This window comes from Nostoc sp., assembly GCF_036917135.1.
Lineage (GTDB): Bacteria > Cyanobacteriota > Cyanobacteriia > Cyanobacteriales > Nostocaceae > Nostoc.
Map to the genome: position 1 here is coordinate 134554 of NZ_JBALEA010000071.1, position 16990 is coordinate 151543.

At 40.4% G+C, this 16990-nt stretch carries 14 protein-coding genes; 9 read left to right on the top strand and 5 right to left on the bottom strand.

Going from position 1 to position 16990, the window contains the following annotated elements; all coding sequences use genetic code 11:
- Window positions 1-320: 320 nt before the first annotated feature.
- From crtD to V7K50_RS22100, 3 genes are all read left to right on the top strand, one after another.
- Window positions 321-1835 carry a C-3',4' desaturase CrtD gene (gene crtD, locus V7K50_RS22090; RefSeq protein WP_334963744.1) on the top strand — a complete coding sequence of 505 codons (1515 nt, stop codon included), beginning with the start codon at window positions 321-323 and terminating at the stop codon, window positions 1833-1835.
- Between the two features lie 189 nt (window positions 1836-2024).
- Complete coding sequence (locus V7K50_RS22095; protein WP_334963746.1) at window positions 2025-3131, top strand: saccharopine dehydrogenase family protein; 1107 nt, start codon at window positions 2025-2027, stop codon at window positions 3129-3131.
- A 283-nt stretch (window positions 3132-3414) separates the two neighbouring features.
- The gene (locus tag V7K50_RS22100) at window positions 3415-3801 is read left to right on the top strand and encodes a hypothetical protein (protein ID WP_334963748.1); all 387 of its coding nucleotides are present in this window, start codon (window positions 3415-3417) and stop codon (window positions 3799-3801) included.
- Window positions 3802-3933: 132 nt separating this feature from the next.
- Here V7K50_RS22100 and V7K50_RS22105 read toward each other — a convergent pair whose 3' ends face one another.
- On the bottom strand, window positions 3934-5190 hold the full coding sequence (locus V7K50_RS22105) for a cation:proton antiporter (RefSeq protein WP_334963750.1): 1257 nt from the start codon (window positions 5188-5190) through the stop codon (window positions 3934-3936).
- Between the two features lie 237 nt (window positions 5191-5427).
- On the opposite strand from V7K50_RS22105, the gene V7K50_RS22110 reads away from it, so the two are divergent.
- Window positions 5428-5697, top strand: a complete 270-nt coding sequence (locus V7K50_RS22110) for a hypothetical protein (protein WP_069069307.1) — start codon at window positions 5428-5430, stop codon at window positions 5695-5697.
- A gap of 132 nt (window positions 5698-5829) precedes the next feature.
- On the opposite strand, the gene V7K50_RS22115 is transcribed toward V7K50_RS22110, so the two are convergent.
- Both V7K50_RS22115 and V7K50_RS22120 read right to left on the bottom strand, forming a co-directional pair.
- Window positions 5830-6969 carry a glycosyltransferase family 4 protein gene (locus tag V7K50_RS22115; RefSeq protein ID WP_334963752.1) on the bottom strand — a complete coding sequence of 380 codons (1140 nt, stop codon included), beginning with the start codon at window positions 6967-6969 and terminating at the stop codon, window positions 5830-5832.
- A gap of 57 nt (window positions 6970-7026) precedes the next feature.
- Window positions 7027-8196: a glycosyltransferase family 4 protein gene (locus tag V7K50_RS22120; protein WP_334963755.1), complete on the bottom strand. Its 1170-nt coding sequence runs from the start codon at window positions 8194-8196 to the stop codon at window positions 7027-7029.
- Window positions 8197-8975: 779 nt separating this feature from the next.
- Between V7K50_RS22120 and V7K50_RS22125 the strand changes: the two genes are divergently transcribed.
- Together V7K50_RS22125 and V7K50_RS22130 are read left to right on the top strand one after the other, a co-directional pair.
- Window positions 8976-11357 (top strand): hypothetical protein, encoded by a 2382-nt coding sequence (locus tag V7K50_RS22125; RefSeq protein ID WP_334963757.1) that lies wholly within the window; start codon window positions 8976-8978, stop codon window positions 11355-11357.
- Between the two features lie 159 nt (window positions 11358-11516).
- Entirely contained in the window at window positions 11517-12368 is an 852-nt protein-coding gene (locus tag V7K50_RS22130; RefSeq protein WP_334963759.1) for an Rpn family recombination-promoting nuclease/putative transposase, read from the top strand.
- On the opposite strand, the gene V7K50_RS22135 is transcribed toward V7K50_RS22130, so the two are convergent.
- Entirely contained in the window at window positions 12365-13264 is a 900-nt protein-coding gene (locus tag V7K50_RS22135) for an aspartoacylase (RefSeq protein WP_334963761.1), read from the bottom strand. The two genes, V7K50_RS22130 and V7K50_RS22135, sit on opposite strands and share 4 nt — an antisense overlap.
- Before the next feature lie 170 nt (window positions 13265-13434).
- On the opposite strand from V7K50_RS22135, the gene V7K50_RS22140 reads away from it, so the two are divergent.
- From V7K50_RS22140 to V7K50_RS22150, 3 genes are all read left to right on the top strand, one after another.
- Window positions 13435-14637 carry an AGE family epimerase/isomerase gene (locus V7K50_RS22140; RefSeq protein WP_334963763.1) on the top strand — a complete coding sequence of 401 codons (1203 nt, stop codon included), beginning with the start codon at window positions 13435-13437 and terminating at the stop codon, window positions 14635-14637.
- 23 nt (window positions 14638-14660) lie between these two features.
- Entirely contained in the window at window positions 14661-14828 is a 168-nt protein-coding gene (locus V7K50_RS22145; RefSeq protein WP_334963764.1) for a hypothetical protein, read from the top strand.
- A gap of 76 nt (window positions 14829-14904) precedes the next feature.
- Window positions 14905-15387, top strand: coding sequence for a cupin domain-containing protein (locus V7K50_RS22150; RefSeq protein WP_334963766.1), 483 nt, complete (start codon window positions 14905-14907; stop codon window positions 15385-15387).
- A gap of 46 nt (window positions 15388-15433) precedes the next feature.
- On the opposite strand, the gene V7K50_RS22155 is transcribed toward V7K50_RS22150, so the two are convergent.
- Window positions 15434-16762 (bottom strand): ATP-binding protein, encoded by a 1329-nt coding sequence (locus tag V7K50_RS22155; RefSeq protein ID WP_334963768.1) that lies wholly within the window; start codon window positions 16760-16762, stop codon window positions 15434-15436.
- Between the last annotated feature and the right edge of the window lie 228 nt (window positions 16763-16990).

Consider the following 16990-nt stretch of genomic DNA (forward strand, 5'->3'; position numbering starts at 1 on the left):
TCATCCAGTGTAAAGTTTGATCCAACAAATCTATAGCAGGTCGAACCTGCAAATTTTGAGACAGCAACGAATTGCTATAACAACTGAAAGTAGTTTGATTAGCAAAGGGATTTGCAATGGTAAACATAATATTCTCAATCCAAGTATTGATAGAGATTGGATTCAAGTATCATTCAAATACCGTCTGGACGGTCTACTAAATATATATTACCGTCCAGACGGTAAAGTGTCAACTAGCTAGTTTGAGATTTTGGATAATTAATTCCTTGGAACTCCCTACTTATGAGTAGTAATATTGAAGATTGTAAAGATAAATATCAATGTCCAGCATTTTTGTTGACAAAAGTAAAACTCGTGTTGTCGTCATCGGTGCGGGAATCGGTGGTCTGACAGTTGGGGCATTATTAGCTCATCGAGGTTACAGCGTCTTAATTTTAGATCAAGCCCTGGTACCAGGAGGCTGTGCTTCGACATTTAAACGCCAAGGATTTACCTTTGATGTGGGAGCAACTCAGGTGGCGGGGTTGGAACCAGGGGGAATTCACCACCGCATTTTCTCAGAATTGTCAATAGATTTGCCAGAAGCAACACCTTGTGATCCTGCTTGTGCAGTGTATTTACCTGGGGAAAGTACACCCATCAACGTTTGGCGCGACCAAGAGAAATGGCAAGCGGAACGACAAACACAATTTCCCGGTAGCGAACCGTTTTGGCAGTTGATGGCAACTTTATTTGATGCCAGTTGGGAATTTCAAGGACGCGATCCGGTGCTACCACCACGTAATTTATGGGATTTGTGGCAGCTAATACAAGCAGTGCGTCCCAGTACATTAATTACCGTACCCTTCACTTTGTTTACGGTAGGAGATGCTTTGCGGTTATGTGGATTAGAAAATGACCGACGACTTAGGACTTTTTTAGATTTGCAACTGAAGCTATACTCTCAGGTGGATGCAGACGAAACAGCATTACTTTATGCAGCCACAGCATTGAGTGTATCGCAATTGCCCCAAGGATTGTTTCACCTCCAGGGAAGTATGCAAGTGTTAAGCGATCGCCTGGTACAATCCTTAGAAAGAGATGGCGGCAAACTATTAATGCGCCACACTGTAGAACAAATCAAAGTAGAAAACGGTAAAGCTACTGCTGTAGTCATTAGAAATCAGAAAACTGGCGAAGTCTGGACAGAAGTAGCCGACCATATAGTTAGCAATGTCACCGTGCAAAATTTGGTGCAGTTATTGGGAGAACAAGCGCCATCTGGTTATAAAAACCGCGTGGAAAAACTACCCCAAGCATCGGGTGCATTTGTGGTGTATTTGGGTGTAGATGCCAGCGTGATTCCGCTTGGTTGTCCTCCTCACCTGCAATTTATGTATGATGCTGATGGCCCAGTTGGCGAGAATAATTCCCTATTTGTTTCCGTCAGTCATCCTGGAGACGGTCGCGCCCCGGAGGGGAAAGCAACAATTATCGCTTCTTCATTTGTCGATCCTGCGCCGTGGTGGGAGACTGATGATTATGAAGGACTAAAAGAAAAGTTTACCGAAGAAGCGATCGCCCGGCTTGCTCAATACTTTTATCTCAAACCAGAAATGATTATTTATCAAGAAGCCGCAACACCCCGCACCTTTGCCCATTTCACAGGGCGCGATCGCGGTATAGTTGGCGGCATAGGTCAAAGAATCCCCACCTTTGGCCCTTTTGGCTTTGCCAATCGTACACCCATTGAGCATTTATGGTTAGTTGGTGATTCCACCCATCCAGGGGAAGGCACTGCTGGAGTGAGTTACTCGGCGCTAACAGTTGTCAGGCAAATTGAAGCCCAAATATAGTATTTTGTCAAGTTAGTAATGAAGAGTTTGTAGTAAGCACTAAAGTGCTTAGAAAATAAGGACTTCAGTCCTTACTACAAACAACTATTAGAGCAGAAATTTTATGAAATGCTATAAATCATACTTATAACCGATGGCAAACAGGACGCAAAACTGATGAAATAAGGTTAGTGTTGCTGACCCGGAGTAATGACAGACAGAGTTTTAATTCTTGGTGGACGAGGGCGGATTGGTAGCAGTGTTGCTCAGGATCTAGCTACCCATACGCAAGCACAAATTACGATTACTGGACGTTCTGCGGAGTTTGGCAAGGCTGTTAGCTTGTCTTCGGGGGGACAAGTGCAGTTTTTGATATTAGACTTGGCAGAAGTTGACAAGTTGCGAGATGCGATCGCAAACTCTAACTTAGTCATCCACTGTGCTGGGCCATTTCACTATCGAGATACTAATGTTCTTGAAACCTGTATTGCTCAAGGCGTTAACTATGTAGATGTCAGCGATCATCGTTCTTATACCAGCAAAGCTCTAAAATATCATGAACAAGCGGTTGCTGCTGGTGTGACCGCAATTATTAATACTGGCATTTTTCCTGGTATTTCTAACAGCATGGTACGCCAGGGAGTTGAGCAATTTGATCAACCAGAAAAGATTCATTTAAGTTATTTAGTTTCTGGTTCTGGCGGTGCTGGTATTACAGTGATGCGGACAACTTTTCTGGGATTACAGTATCCTTTTGAAGCTTGGATAGATGGAAAATGGGAGATAGTCAAACCTTATAGTGAAAGGGAAATAGTTGAGTTTCCATCTACTTATGGACGCAACGGAGTTTACTGGTTTGATATGCCAGAAACCTTTACACTTCCTCACGCCTTCCCATCAGTGAAAACTGTAATTACTAAGTTTGGCTCTGTTCCAGATTTTTACAATCACCTAACTTGGATTGCCGCACACATTTTTCCTAAGTGGTTAATGCAGCGTCGTTACATGATTGAATTTCTGTCTCATGTCAGCCATTCGATGACAGATGTAACTAATAATTTTAGTGGAATTGGGGTAGCGGTTCGTTCTGAAGTGACAGGGCAAAAAAATGGTGAAACCGCCGTTTATTGTTCAACTATAGTGCATGAAAATACAGCCGTGGCTTCTGGTTGTGGTACGGGTAGTATTGCCCAATTAATGCTAGAAGGTAAACTCAATAAACCAGGAGTTTTTGCTGTAGAAGAAGCACTACCGACAAATTTATTTGAAGAGGCAATGCAAAGCCGAGGAATTAAAGTTAATCACAGTTGGTTATAGCTTAAGACCCTTGGTTTACAGTAGATTTCAGGTAAATGAAGTACATATATAAAACCCAAAACCTTGTAGAGACGCGAAATTTCGCGTCTCTACAGGTTTGTATTTGTATCAAGGTTTTTGTGAAACGGTATAAACCAAGGAACTGAACTATAGTTAAAAATAAATATACCCTGGGGTAGAAGTAATAACTGTACCTAAACATTTAGGATGCCTGTGAGTCTTGAATCTCGAATCTATTTATACACGATAGAGACTCATCACAGAAAATTAAGAGGGTTTTTCCATGCAAAAAATTGTATTAACTTTAAAGCAAGTATTTTCAAGTATTTTAGTTGTTGGCTTGATGATTTCCATCGGCTTGTCAGGTTCGTTTATTTTCGTTCAGCAAGCTAGTTATGCAACTACTCTTGAAGAATTGAAGCTAATACCTCCAGACTACAAACCAAATTCTGAAGAAAAGATTAATCGAGCTAACGAATATGATCCAGGTGTTGGCGCTCAAGAAGAAGAACGACAAGAAGCTTATGAACAAGCAAAAAAAGATTCAACAAACCTTAATACTATAGAGAAGACTTACGAAAGAAATTTGAAAGCCGAGAAAGAACAAAATCCCCCAGAAAGTTTTGGTGAAAAAGCTAAAGAAGTTATTGAAAAGGTGACAGGTAAATAGGAAATATAGACCTAACCCCCAACCCCTTCCCTGCAAGGGAAGGGGAGGAAGATTCAAAGCCTGTCACAGGTTTAGAAAATTAAATTGCTTTTACTCAAATTCATCTATTGTGGCGGGAGTATTAGCCTTTCTCTAATTAGCAAGATTCCGCTCATACCACTTCATTAATGGAGTTGCACTAATTCCATGCACAATCACCGAAACCACAATAGTAGTGTAAGTTATCCAAGCAATTTGTTCGGCAACTTCACCTTTTAAGCCATGACCAAAGGCATAGGCGAGATAATATAAAGAACCAACACCGCGAATACCAAACCATCCAAATAACCAACGAGTTCCGGGGTGGAAGGTTCGGCGGCGTGATTCTAGAGGGTGTTTACCTATTGTGCTAATCCAAACTCCTACAGGTCTGATAATCAGGAATAACAAAATTATCACTAACAAAGATTGCCCAGCATAATTGAGCATTGGTTTAAATAATAATATTGAACCCAATAGTAAAATTGTCCCAACTTCTAGTAGCTTTTCAGCTTGCTCAATAAATTCTAACTGTGCTAGCGGTTTTTCATGATTTTTGTAACTGCGTTGGACAACTAACCCAGCCACAAATACTGCTAAAAATCCATAACCATTAACTAATTCTGTTAATGAATAAGTTAGCAGAATTATACTCAGGGCGATAAAATCTTGCATCAACTCATTAGAAGGTAGACTCTTTTGAATTTTGTCGTCAACCCAAACTATTGATTTAGCAACAACAATTCCCATAAGAATAGCAGATGCGATCGCCCATATTAAATCAACTGCAATCCACTGTTTAAACCAGCTACCCCAGTTATCGTTTTCTAATGCATGAAGGCCAAAAACAACGAAGGGGAAAGCTAAAGCATCATTTAACCCACCTTCAGAAGTTAAACCAAATCTCAACTCATCTTGGTCGTTTATATCGTTAAGTTGTACTTCTGATGCTAATACTGGATCTGTTGGTGCGATAATTGCTCCTAATAAAATTGCTTCTCCCCAATTCATCCCTAAAAACAATTTACCCACAGCAGCCAGAGCAAAAATTGAAATTGGCATCAGAAAGATAATCAATCGTACCGTAATATCCCAAACCCTCAAATTTAGAGGACGAATAATTTTTAAGCCGCAGCCAAATACAGAAATAATTACTACTAATTCTGTTATTTTCTCTAGTAGTTCGGCGTTGAAAACTTGATCTCGACGTAATTGAATCAGTCCTAAGGCATAAGGGCCTAGAAAAATGCCAACCAGTAGGTAGATAATTGCAAAAGAAAGAGGTAAGCGAGCAATCCAACCTGACCCTAATGTGACCATCAGCAAAAGTAGACCAATCACTAATAGGTCAATAATATACATATCTACCATATAGCTATTTGTATAAAATTTAGGTGTTGCTTTGTCAGCTTAGTTGCAATAGCTTTTTATTAGGAATTACCTATGGGCAGATTTTCTGGTAATGGTCTATACTTCCTACTTTCTTACTCAGACCATTGCGTATTTTAGTACAAATATACTATAATGGATATAGCGTCCACAAAGCCTAGCCAAATGGATAACGGCTGTGTGAAAACCTTCTGGAAGATGGATTCAAGGGTTAGTTCGATGATGAAGCATTACATTCTCAACCTCAATCCGACTGCCAAGCATGAATGGGATCGGTGTATTTTACGCGATCCTCTGACTGCCAAACGCCCAGACATTGCCAAATTAATTGCTGAAGCGGTTGGTGCTGATACAGGCAGTTATTTAGTGAGCGTGAATATCGAAGTTCAAGTTTTGCAGCAAGCCGCAGTACCTCAAGCCGAACAACTCTCCCTTTCATTTCCAGAGGTGAGTGTGCCGTCACAACCACAACTGCGAGAAGCGGCTTGATGCGATGCGATCGCCTAAAATATCTGCATAATCAGTTCACTGTAGCTAAAAATGGTTCGTAGTAAGGACTTTAGTCCTAGATTTTTAAGCACTGAAGTGCTTACTACGAACTCATCAAAATTAATGAGACTACTAGAATCTTTGGGAAAGCAGTTGGGCAATTTGCTGATTAATAGTTGCAACATCAAAACGCCGACTAGCCATAGTTCGGGCATTATTGGCTATAGTTGCAGTTATTTCTGTCTCCTGAAGACAGGTGGTAATCACTTGTGTAAGTTCCTGGGATTCTCCTGGTGTCACTAGAAAACCATTAAGTCCATGTTCTACTAATTCCATTACACCCCCAGCTTTTGCTGCAACTACAGGCTTTCCACATAGCATTGCCTCAACAATCACTCTACCAAAAGGTTCTGGGGAAGTAGAGGTATGTGCTACCAAGTCACAAGCTGCCATTAACTGGGGAATATCTGAACGAAATCCTAAAAATTTGACGCGGTTTTCTAGTCCCAGTTGGGCAACTTGTTGATGCAACTTTTGGACATAATCTTGTTCGCCAAACAGTGCATCACCCACTAAAATCGCTGTCACCTCTGGCGGACATTTGGCAAGGGCATCAATTAAAATATGCTGTCCTTTCCAAGGTGCAAGGCGGCTAAAGTGTCCGACAACAAATTTTCCTTCTAATTCTAAGTTTTGCTGTAATTGCTTAATGTCAGTCTCATCAGTTTGATAAATTTTGGGATCAAAGCCGTTATACACAACTTCGATGATATCTGCGCGTCCTCCCGCTTGTATAAAGGCTGTTTGACTAGCTTGGGAATTAGCAATTACTAATGATGCAAAACCATTAGCTAAGTTAACAGCAATACGAAGATTAGTTTGGCTAAAATGTTCTTTGGAAAGAATATCATGTAAATGATAAACTAGAGGGCGACGACTAAAAAAACTTGCTAAGGCTCCGACAACTAATGCTTTTTGAGTATTGGCATAGATTAAATCGTATTCACGCGCTATTTTAACTACCTTAATAATTAGAGGTGCAAGTTGTCCCAAACTCTTTAATCCTTGTACCAAGCTGCTTTCTTTGCGAACTTCGATTGCTTGAGTTGCCAAAACTTCTACTGGGATCTGATTTTGCTGTAGTAAATCTTTAAATGCGCCATCGGCAAATAAACCTACCAAAGCGCCATCGCCATAAGGTTTAGCAATATCTATTAAACATAATTCGGCACCGCCTGGTTTACCGCTTTGGTCTAAAAAAAGAATTTTCATCAAATATCCTTATAATACGGTTCATTAGATACACAATTTTTGGCGTTTCTACCTTTTTTAATTTAATAGAACGTTCCGTACTTGCTGGGCAATTTGATTCCAGTCGTAGTGTGTGGTGGCGTAATGGCGACAGGCTGAACGTGAAGGTATGGGGATATTTCCTAAAAGCGCTTGCTCTAATTTTTCAGCAATCGCTGAGGCTTCTGTGGAAGTAGTAATTAAATCGGGTGAAAATTCTGATAAAATTTCTGGCATTCCCCCAACTGGCGTACATAAAACAGGAGTGCCACAGGCTAGAGATTCAACTATTACTAATCCAAACCCTTCAAAAGATTGACTAGGCATAACAGTTAATTCAGCAGCTTGGTAAGCTATAGGTAATTGCTCATCAGGTAGAAAACCTAAAAATTTAACGTTGTCGTCTAGTCCTAACTCTGTAGCCTGTTGTTGTAGTGCAGCTTGGATGTGACCACGACCTGCGATCGCTAGCCAAACATCTGGTATTCTAGGCTTAATTATAGCCAGAGCTTGCAATAATTTGTCAACTCCCGTTCGATGTACTAAACGACGTGATGTAAATATAATCCGGCGATTACTAGGCCAGCCTAGTTTTGCACAAGCCTCTTGGGGTGATAAATTTGGTTGAAACCAATTAATATCAACTCCACCAGGAATAACATTAATTTTACTCCACGGTACTTGATATTTTTGATGTAGAATTTTACCAAATGCTTTGCTTAAAACAATGAAGCGATCGCACCGATTATAAGTGTTTTGTTCTATTAGCCAGTGTTTAATTAAAAGACTGAGGTTTTTATTAACAACTTCCTGCTGACTCTCAGAAGCCCAAGGGCCATGAAAGTTAAAAGTAACTGGTACTCCCTTGGGTAAAATATCTAAAATAGGAAAGCTATATAATGCAAAGTGCAAATTAATAGCATCTGGTTTGCTGGTTCTTGTTTTCTGAAAATTAGTGCGAATCGACCATAATCTTTGCCAAATAGCACTATCGGGAGAAGCCAAATTAGTCAGCTTAATCGGCGAATTGATTTCAGCCTCCGGTAAACCGACTCCGCATAATTCAACCTCGTCTTTATTTGCTGCTAATTTATGAGTTAATTCATAAATATATCTTTCTAATCCTCCAGGACTTTTGGGAAACCAGCCTAATCCAAGGGTGAGGATAGATGCTGATTCTGAATCAAAACTTTCTTGTTTATTTTCCATCAATGTATATTATATAAATGTATGAAAACAGTTACTTAACTTAAGCCTTGACGAATAGAATGATGCCTCCGGCACGCCTGCCGTAGGATGCCCAAAGGGCTGTAGGGCGAACGCGGCTACACAAACAAAGTCTGCCACTAATAGGACTTACGCAAAAACCCTCTCAAGCTCTCATTTCTCCGTGATATTTGCGTCCTCTGTGGTTCGTTTTCCGTTACCTTTGCGTAAGTCCTAACTAAGAGAAAATTAAGGTTTGTCAACCCACTTAGGTGGGTTTTGCCCGAGTAGACGCGGTTTCTAACCGCCCTTTTAACTATAATTTTGCAATACACATTACTAAGATTTTTATGATAGAACACCAATTTATAAACTATTTATATGTCAACGTCAATAATGAATTCAAACCTGTATTTTTCTTAACTAAATAACACTGACTACGATATATACTATACCTGACAGTCAAGAAGCTAAGTGGTAGACAGGGAAAGGAAAAAATCACTGATAAATAAAGAATATTGTATTAATGTTTACAATTTATATTTAGATTTAAGTAAATATTAATACCTTGAAAATCTTGTTTAATATATTTGCTAGAGTTTGAAATAATCATGTGATTTTTATAAAGTTTATGTAAATAATAACTTTTGTGGTTTGTTCATATATCATCAGATGTCGCGCCCCTACATAGCTTGTATCTTATTCACTTTAAAAATAGTTATATTTTGTGCGGATTTCATAAATCCTAATTGTATATAAATAATTAAAAGCTGAAAAATTATATGATAAATAAATTACTGACGCAGTTGGTACAACTCCGTCAAAATCTCAATCAGCACATCAAAAAATTATCTCAGACTAGATATTTACAAAGAAGTAAAATTTTCAACTTTTTACTCAGTCTCACAGTTGCAGTCATTGTTACCACCCTTGGAATTACAACAGACTGGGCGAAAACTGGAACACGCACCCTTACATACAAAACATCGTCGATAAGTAATACTATTAGCAGTGAAAATCTGCGAGTAGAAAATAATACTGAAGCATCCACCCTTACATACAAAACATCGTCGATAAGTAATACTATTAGCAGTGAAAATCTGCAAGTACAAAACAATACTAAAACACCCAAACTTACATACAAAACATCGTGGATAGGTAATACTATTGGCAGTGGGAATCTGCGAATACAAAACAATATTGAGGCAATGTATGTTGCCCCTGATGGCACAGTTTATACCAACAGTCATTGGGATGAAGCGGGAATGGAAGCAGCCATATATAAAGATGGTAAGGTTATTGGTGCTATTGGGGATACTCACGGCTGGAGTCGTGGAGGTGGCATAGCTGTAACAGCAAATAGTAAATATATTTACCTTGCTATGACTCAAGGTTCGAGGGGTAAGATAAATGAAGATTACCCACCAGAAGGAACAACTTGGCATAGCGTTAGACGCTATGACTTGTCGGGAAAACCTGCGCCGTTTCCGAATGGGCGTGGCTGGGATAAAAGTATGTTGATTACCAGTACTAAAAGTGAAGTCACTGGATTAGCAACTGTGGAAAGCGAGTTGTATGTGAGTGATTTTGCTGCTAACCGCATTCGTGTCTATGATACTGATACGATGAAAGAACTCCGCAGCTTTACCCTTGCTAATCCGGGAGCGATCGCAGTTGATCAACAAAAAAATCTGTGGATTATTCAAACTAAAAATGGTAGTAATCCTGCGAAAATTGTACATTATTCCCAAAGTGGAAAGCAATTGCCCCAACAGATTGCAGATATCGTTGAACCAAGTGCGATCGCAATTAATTATCAAGGTAAGCTGTTAGTGGCAGAAAATGGTTCACGTCAGCAAATCTTGATTTATGACATCAAAGATCAGCCGGTGCAAGTCGGTAGTTTTGGTTCTAAAGGCGGTATCTATGCAGGAGTTTCTGGTGAAGTTCAAGATTTGAAACTCTACGGACTTACTGGAGTTGGTACAGATGCTTCAGGTAATATCTATATAAATAGCAATGGTTTCAACAAATCGGGAACAGATTTGCGGAAATTTTCGCCATCGGGTAAACTGCTGTGGCGATCGCTAGGATTGATATTCGTGGATAATGCAGATGCCGATCCTAAAACTGATGGTGTAGATTTATTCACCAAACAAGAACACTATCTCATGGATTACAGTAAGTCTCCTGGTAAGCAATGGACTTACAAAGGCTACACTTTAAATCCTTTCAAATATCCTCAAGATGCACGACTGCATACATCTCCAGATGGAACCTTTGTTCGCCGCATCCAAGGGAAGCCGTTTTTGTTCCTCACAGATATGTATAGCAGCTTTCTGCAAATATACCGTTTCAATCCAGCCACAGATGGCCAAATTGCCATCCCTGCCGGAATGTTTGTCGGTACCAATGGCGATAAAAAATCAATCGCGGGAAATTGGCCACCCCATCAACCAGAACAAGGCGAATGGATTTGGCGGGATAGTAATGGAAACGGTGCCTTTGAAAAGAACGAATACGATCGCAGCAAAGATTATCCTTATCTTGGCGGTTGGTGGGTAGACAGCAAAGGAGATGTTTGGAAAGCTTTGCGAACCCAAGATGGCAATAGTATCCGACGCTATCCTTTACAGGGAATAGATGCCAAAGGTAATCCCATTTACAGCTATAGTTCGATGGAAAAGCAAACTACTCCCAAAATATTTAACGACTTGCGGCGGCTGGAATATTTCCCGCAAACAGATACCATGTATTTGTCAGGTTTCACAGCAGATCACCCCGCCTTCGGCGACGATACAGGAGTTGCTGGATCTGAGATTGCCCGTTTTGACAATTGGAGTCAAGGAAATCGTACTGCTGCATGGCGGGTTGTGATTCCTTACGACAGCACCGGCAAACGTGAAGTATCTACAGCCGCAATCAGTGTGGCAAAAGATTATGTATTTGCCGTGACAGTTAAAACCGCAGAGGTATATGTCTACAATGCCACGACGGGAATACAAGTACAACAGTTAAAACCAGGCCCAGAAGTTGGCAGCGAAAGTGGCTGGATTGATATACCCTATGGTATCCGGGCTTTTCGGCGTTCCAATGGTGAGTATTTGGTATTTGTAGAAGAAAATTGGAAAGGAAAAGTGATTATGTATCGGCTGGCGGGGTGAGTCTTTACAGCAATTACGATATAACACAGCCTTGACTCTAAGCTTAACTAAGCCGCAGATCCCCGACTTCGTAAAAGTTGTCGGGGATCTTGTTTCTGCGCGTTTGATTATGTAAAAGAATATGTGATTAAATGTATTGCAGATTTAATAAAATGCTTCATGCGTCGAGACTCAATTTTTTACAAACTGTTTCAACAATCCCCCACTCTTTTATTTGAACTATTGACAAATCCGCCAACAAATGCAGATGCTTATCGATTTGATTCGGTAGCTGTCAAGGAACCCAAATTTGAGATAGATGGGGTATTTCTCTTACCAGAAAGCGAGACTCCTGGGGTTGTATATTTTTGTGAGGTACAGTTTCAAAAGGATGAACAGCTTTATGAAAGAGTATTTGCTGAATCTGCGCTATACTTTTACCGCAACCGCGCCAGATTTAACGATTGGCAAGCAGTTGTAATTTATCCATCTCGCAATACCCAACAAAGTAACATTTACCCTCATCGGGGATTGCTCAATAGTAACCAAGTCCATCGAGTGTATTTGGATGAATTGGGGAATATTCGCCAATTACCTTTATGGGTGGCACTGATGGTACTAACTACCTTAGAGGAAGAACAAGCACCTGAAGAAGCAAGGTATTTGTTAACAAGAACTGTCCAAGAAGTACCGTCAGCAGAAAGTCGCGTCATAATAGAGATACTGACGACGATAATGATGTATAGGTTTGAACAATTGAGCCAAGCGGAGGTAGAGTCTATGCTAGGAATAACACTACAGCAAACTAGAGTTTATCGAGAAATCAAGGCAGAAGGACGAGAAGAAGGACGAGAAGTAATGGCTAATGCTATTTCCCGACAATTGACTAAGCGCCTTGGAGAACTGTCTGAGGAAATGCGCTCCTCTGTTTCTGGTTTATCTTTGTCTGTTCTCGCAGATTTGAGCGATGCACTGCTTGATTTTACTACCTTAGCTGATTTGCAATCTTGGTTACAAGGGCGAATAAATTAAACTACTTCTTCCTGCTTTTGACTTAAATACATGGCAATTCCTTTCTCGTAGTAAGCTGCCTCATTAATAAAAATAGGATAAACAGTAGAAGCTCCCTCATAGAAAATATCTTTTCCTTCAAAAGTCACAAACATTGGATCGCCGGGATTCAAAGGTTCATAATCCCGAAACTGAAGCTGGGGATGAATCATGGCTTGAATCTCCCCTCCTAGACTCAGCCCGCCGTCGGCATCGCTTCTAGGATAATCGACAGTTCCAATGTATTTATAAAGTGTAAGCTGGCTGCTTGTCTGCGGAATTTTCCCCTGGTTGCACCCTTCAAAATAATCTAAAACTGCATAAATAAGCTGCTCTGTTTCCTGAAATAATTCGGCGTTTAAAACATTCTGAGCCACAGCACCAACTTCTATCACAAAACCCAATTCGCACAAAGAACGGAGAAAACCATTTTCTTTAGATTCCTGATTAATACAGACTTTCACCAAAGGATTAATAGAACTTAAATAAGCACCTAAGCGAAGTAATAAAGGATGCATATCACAAAAAATCAGAGTTAACCCCATGTTGGCAGTTGTGCTGTGCAAATCAACAATTACATCGACAAAGGGCTGATTTTGCGGTTGCAATATTTGGTGAATTGCTTTTGCCCGTGTATCTTCATAACTTGAGAGTTGGGGATTTTGTAAGCCTTGATTAGTGAAGCAACGATTTAAATCTTTTTCAATGTATCGTTTGCCTTCTTCAATAGCTTTGAGATTGCCAAGTAATGCCAGAGTTTCAAAACTTGCTCTGTTGATTAAATTAGGATATTGCTGAAACCTTTTAACTAGATGTACTCCTGTTAACTCATTACCGTGGTTTCCTCCAACGATCGCAACTCGTTTAATTTGACTCATAACAACCTCACTGGCTCCCCTACGGTTATTGAGAATGGTGCAAGATACAAGATAGAAGTATAGCTGCTGCTGACTAAATCTTGTAAAAGACTGACGCCTACGCTCCATGTTCGAGCCAAAATATGATAACTGTTAAGCTGTTGCTTTTGGTACAAAAGGGAAGGAAATTTATGGAGTATAATTTTCAAGCGATGCCGAAGGCGGGCTACGCCTACGCGGAACTTTACAAAAACGCCCTCCTCAACGATGTACTCCCCTTTTGGGAAAAATATTCTCTCGATTGGCAGCAAGGCGGCTATTTTACCTGCCTCGATCGCCAAGGCAAAATTTATGATACAGACAAATTCATCTGGCTGCAAAACCGCCAAGTGTGGACTTTTTCGATGCTTTACAACCAGCTAGAAAAGCGCGAAAACTGGCTAAAAATTGCTAGCAATGGCGCTAATTTTCTCGCCCAACATGGTAGAGATAGCGATGGTAATTGGTACTTTGCCCTCACCAGTGAAGGAAAACCACTAATTCAACCTTACAACATCTTTTCTGATTGCTTTGCGGCGATGGCATTTAGTCAATATGCACTCGCTGGCGGCGAAGAATGGGCAAAGGATGTGGCAATACAGGCTTACAACAACGTATTACGCCGCAAGGATAATCCCAAGGGCAAATATAATAAAACCTATCCCCATACACGCCCGATGAAATCATTGGCTGTACCAATGATTTTAGCCAACCTGACTCTAGAAATGGAATGGTTGCTGCCAAAGGAAACCTTAGAAAATGTCCTAGCTGAAACCGTCCGCGAAGTGATGACCGATTTTCTCGACCCAGAACGGGGACTAATGTACGAAAACGTTACCCCTGAAGGTTCACACATAGATTCTTTTGAGGGACGGCTGATTAATCCAGGTCACGGTATCGAAGCTATGTGGTTTATAATGGACATTGCGCGTCGGAAAAACGACACCAAAACGATTAACCAAGCCGTTGATGTGGTGCTAAATATCCTGAATTTTGCTTGGGATAGCGAGTACGGCGGATTGTATTACTATATGGATGCAGACGGACATCCCCCACAACAATTGGAATGGGATCAAAAACTGTGGTGGGTTCACCTAGAGTCTTTGGTTGCATTAGCAATGGGTTATCGCCTAACCGGGCGTGAGGTGTGTTGGGAATGGTATCAAAAGATGCACGATTATGCCTGGTCACACTTTGCTGATTCAGAATACGGTGAGTGGTTTGGCTATCTGAATCGGCGTGGAGAAGTATTGTTGAACCTTAAAGGTGGCAAATGGAAAGGATGTTTTCACGTACCACGGGCATTGTACCTTTGTTGGCAGCAATTTGAAGCGATCGCTACTCCTTTGCAATAGATTGATTACAAAAATTCATATTCATGACCACAACTGAAGCTGTCGTTACCACAGCTTCAGTTTTAGTAACAACAGCCTTAAAGTTACTTATGAATCCTTCAGTTGTAGTAACAACGGCTTCAACATTGATAACTACAGCTTCAGTTTTAGTAACAACAGCTTTAAGGTTACTTATGAATCCTTCAGTTTAACTATCACCTCATCCACTGGATCATATACAGGCTAGTCCTATAATTAAAGGTATTGCCCAAACAAAAAGCTTTTAATATGAGAAAACTGTCTCTGATTCTCCCCTTAGCTATCCTAGCTTTTGGCAGTGTAGTTGTTAAGAGCCAAGAAATCTCCTCACCCAATACATACACTCAATCTGTTACCCGTGAAGTTTTAGCGAGTGGTTATCCTACTCAAGATAAAAAGCAGATTCTTGAGCTTGTACGCTATACCATCGCACCAAGAACAAAACTCCCTACTCATACTCATCCGGGAATGCAGATTGAACGAGTAGAGGCGGGAACTTTAACTTATACTGTTGTGGAAGGGGAAGCTAAAGTAACGAAAGCTAACGGCACAGAATTGATTCTTCAAAAAGGGAAAACTATACAGCTTACAGTTGGAGATTCTTTAGTTGAATCTGCCGGAATGGTTCATTATGGAGAAAACCAAACAAACAAGCAGATTATTCTGTTGTCTGCTTCTTTATTTAATGCTAATCAACCCAAAGCTATTTTAACCAATCCTGAAAACAGATGAATTTTTAAATCTGCTTGTTCTTCTGGCTCAGTGTCTTCATTATTAATCACAAACTAAATTCTGCTGCGCCATCCTCATCCATATCTGCATCCTTATCCATAGCAGGAGCTTTAAATTTAGAACCATGAATTAATTCACCAAACGCAATTCTTGGATTTTGGTGAAGAATATTCAGCACACTCATAAAATCTCGCACAATTTCCCCTGGTGTCAGTAATGCTTCTGCACCCAAGCGATTAATAATTTCTTGCACAAACTCCTTCAACTCATGATTTGTCAAAGTCTGTTCATACCCAAAATTGAGTGCATGAATCTCAGCTAAACGTTGCAAAAGCGTCAAAATTTCTGCTTCACTCAACGGGTTCAACCGAATCACTGGCCCTAAATGTTCCTGAACATTAGCTTGGGCAACAAAACGACTTTCTTTTGTGCGTCTTTGCCAAGCTTGGTCTGCAAAAAGTCCCCGTTTCGGGTCTTCTAAAAATTTAGTTGTCCCACCAACAACAATGCCAAGATGTTCTGCTTTGCACTGCATGGTGTCATTAAACATTGCGAGGAGTCGATTATAATTCTTTTCTCGTGTAACTGTGGTAGATATTTGATATAAATGTACAGCTTCATCAACTAAAATTAACAGTCCTTTATAACCAATTTCAGCGACAAATTTCGCAAACAGTTTTATATAATCATACCAACTATCATCATCAATAATTACCCGCACTCCTAAAGCTGCTTTTGCCTCAACTTTAGTAGTAAATTCTCCCCGCAACCAGCGCATCGCCGCATTTTTTAAATTATCATCATCCATTCGGTAGCCACGCCAATAAGCGATAATCACGCTACCAAAATCAAAACCGTGAACTAAGTTTTCAATATACTGAACTACTTCCCTAATTTTCGATTCAACTTGGTCATCAAAACCATCGTCATTCGGACGCATTTCAGTTTCTTTAACCACTTCTTGTTGAATTTTATTAATCCATCCTTCTAAAATTGAGACTAAAGCACCACCATCAGGACGAGTTTTTGTAGCTAGGTGACTCATTAATTCTCGATAGGTAGCTACACCTTCATTGTTGCTTCCTGCTAATCGGCGTTCCGGGGATAAATCAGCATCAGCTACTACAAAACCTTGCTCCATCGCGCGGTTACGAAGCAGTTGCAATAAAAAACTTTTACCTGAACCGTAGTTACCAATGATGAAGCGAAATGCTGCTACACCCTCTGCAATATCATCGAGATTTTGTAATAGGCTTTTTAGTTCTTTTTCTCGCCCTACTGCTATATATTCAACTCCCACTCTTGGTACTACCCCCGCACCAAGGGAATTGATTAAAGCAGTGGAGATTTTTTTCGAGATTTTGAGCTTTGCCATGTATTACACTTCACTTTATTCTAAACGCAGAAGCACGCAGTAAAATACGCCTTAGCCTTGGCGAATATAATTAGCGGCTATACAGACAAAACCCACCTCCGTGGGTTTCAAATTCTTAGGGACTTCCAAGAAATAAATTATTCAAGGAAAGGAACCACAGAGACAAGGCAGCGCGGTCTTGGGGAGCCAGTGCGGTCTTGGGGTCTCCCCAAGTGGAGCATCTGGCGT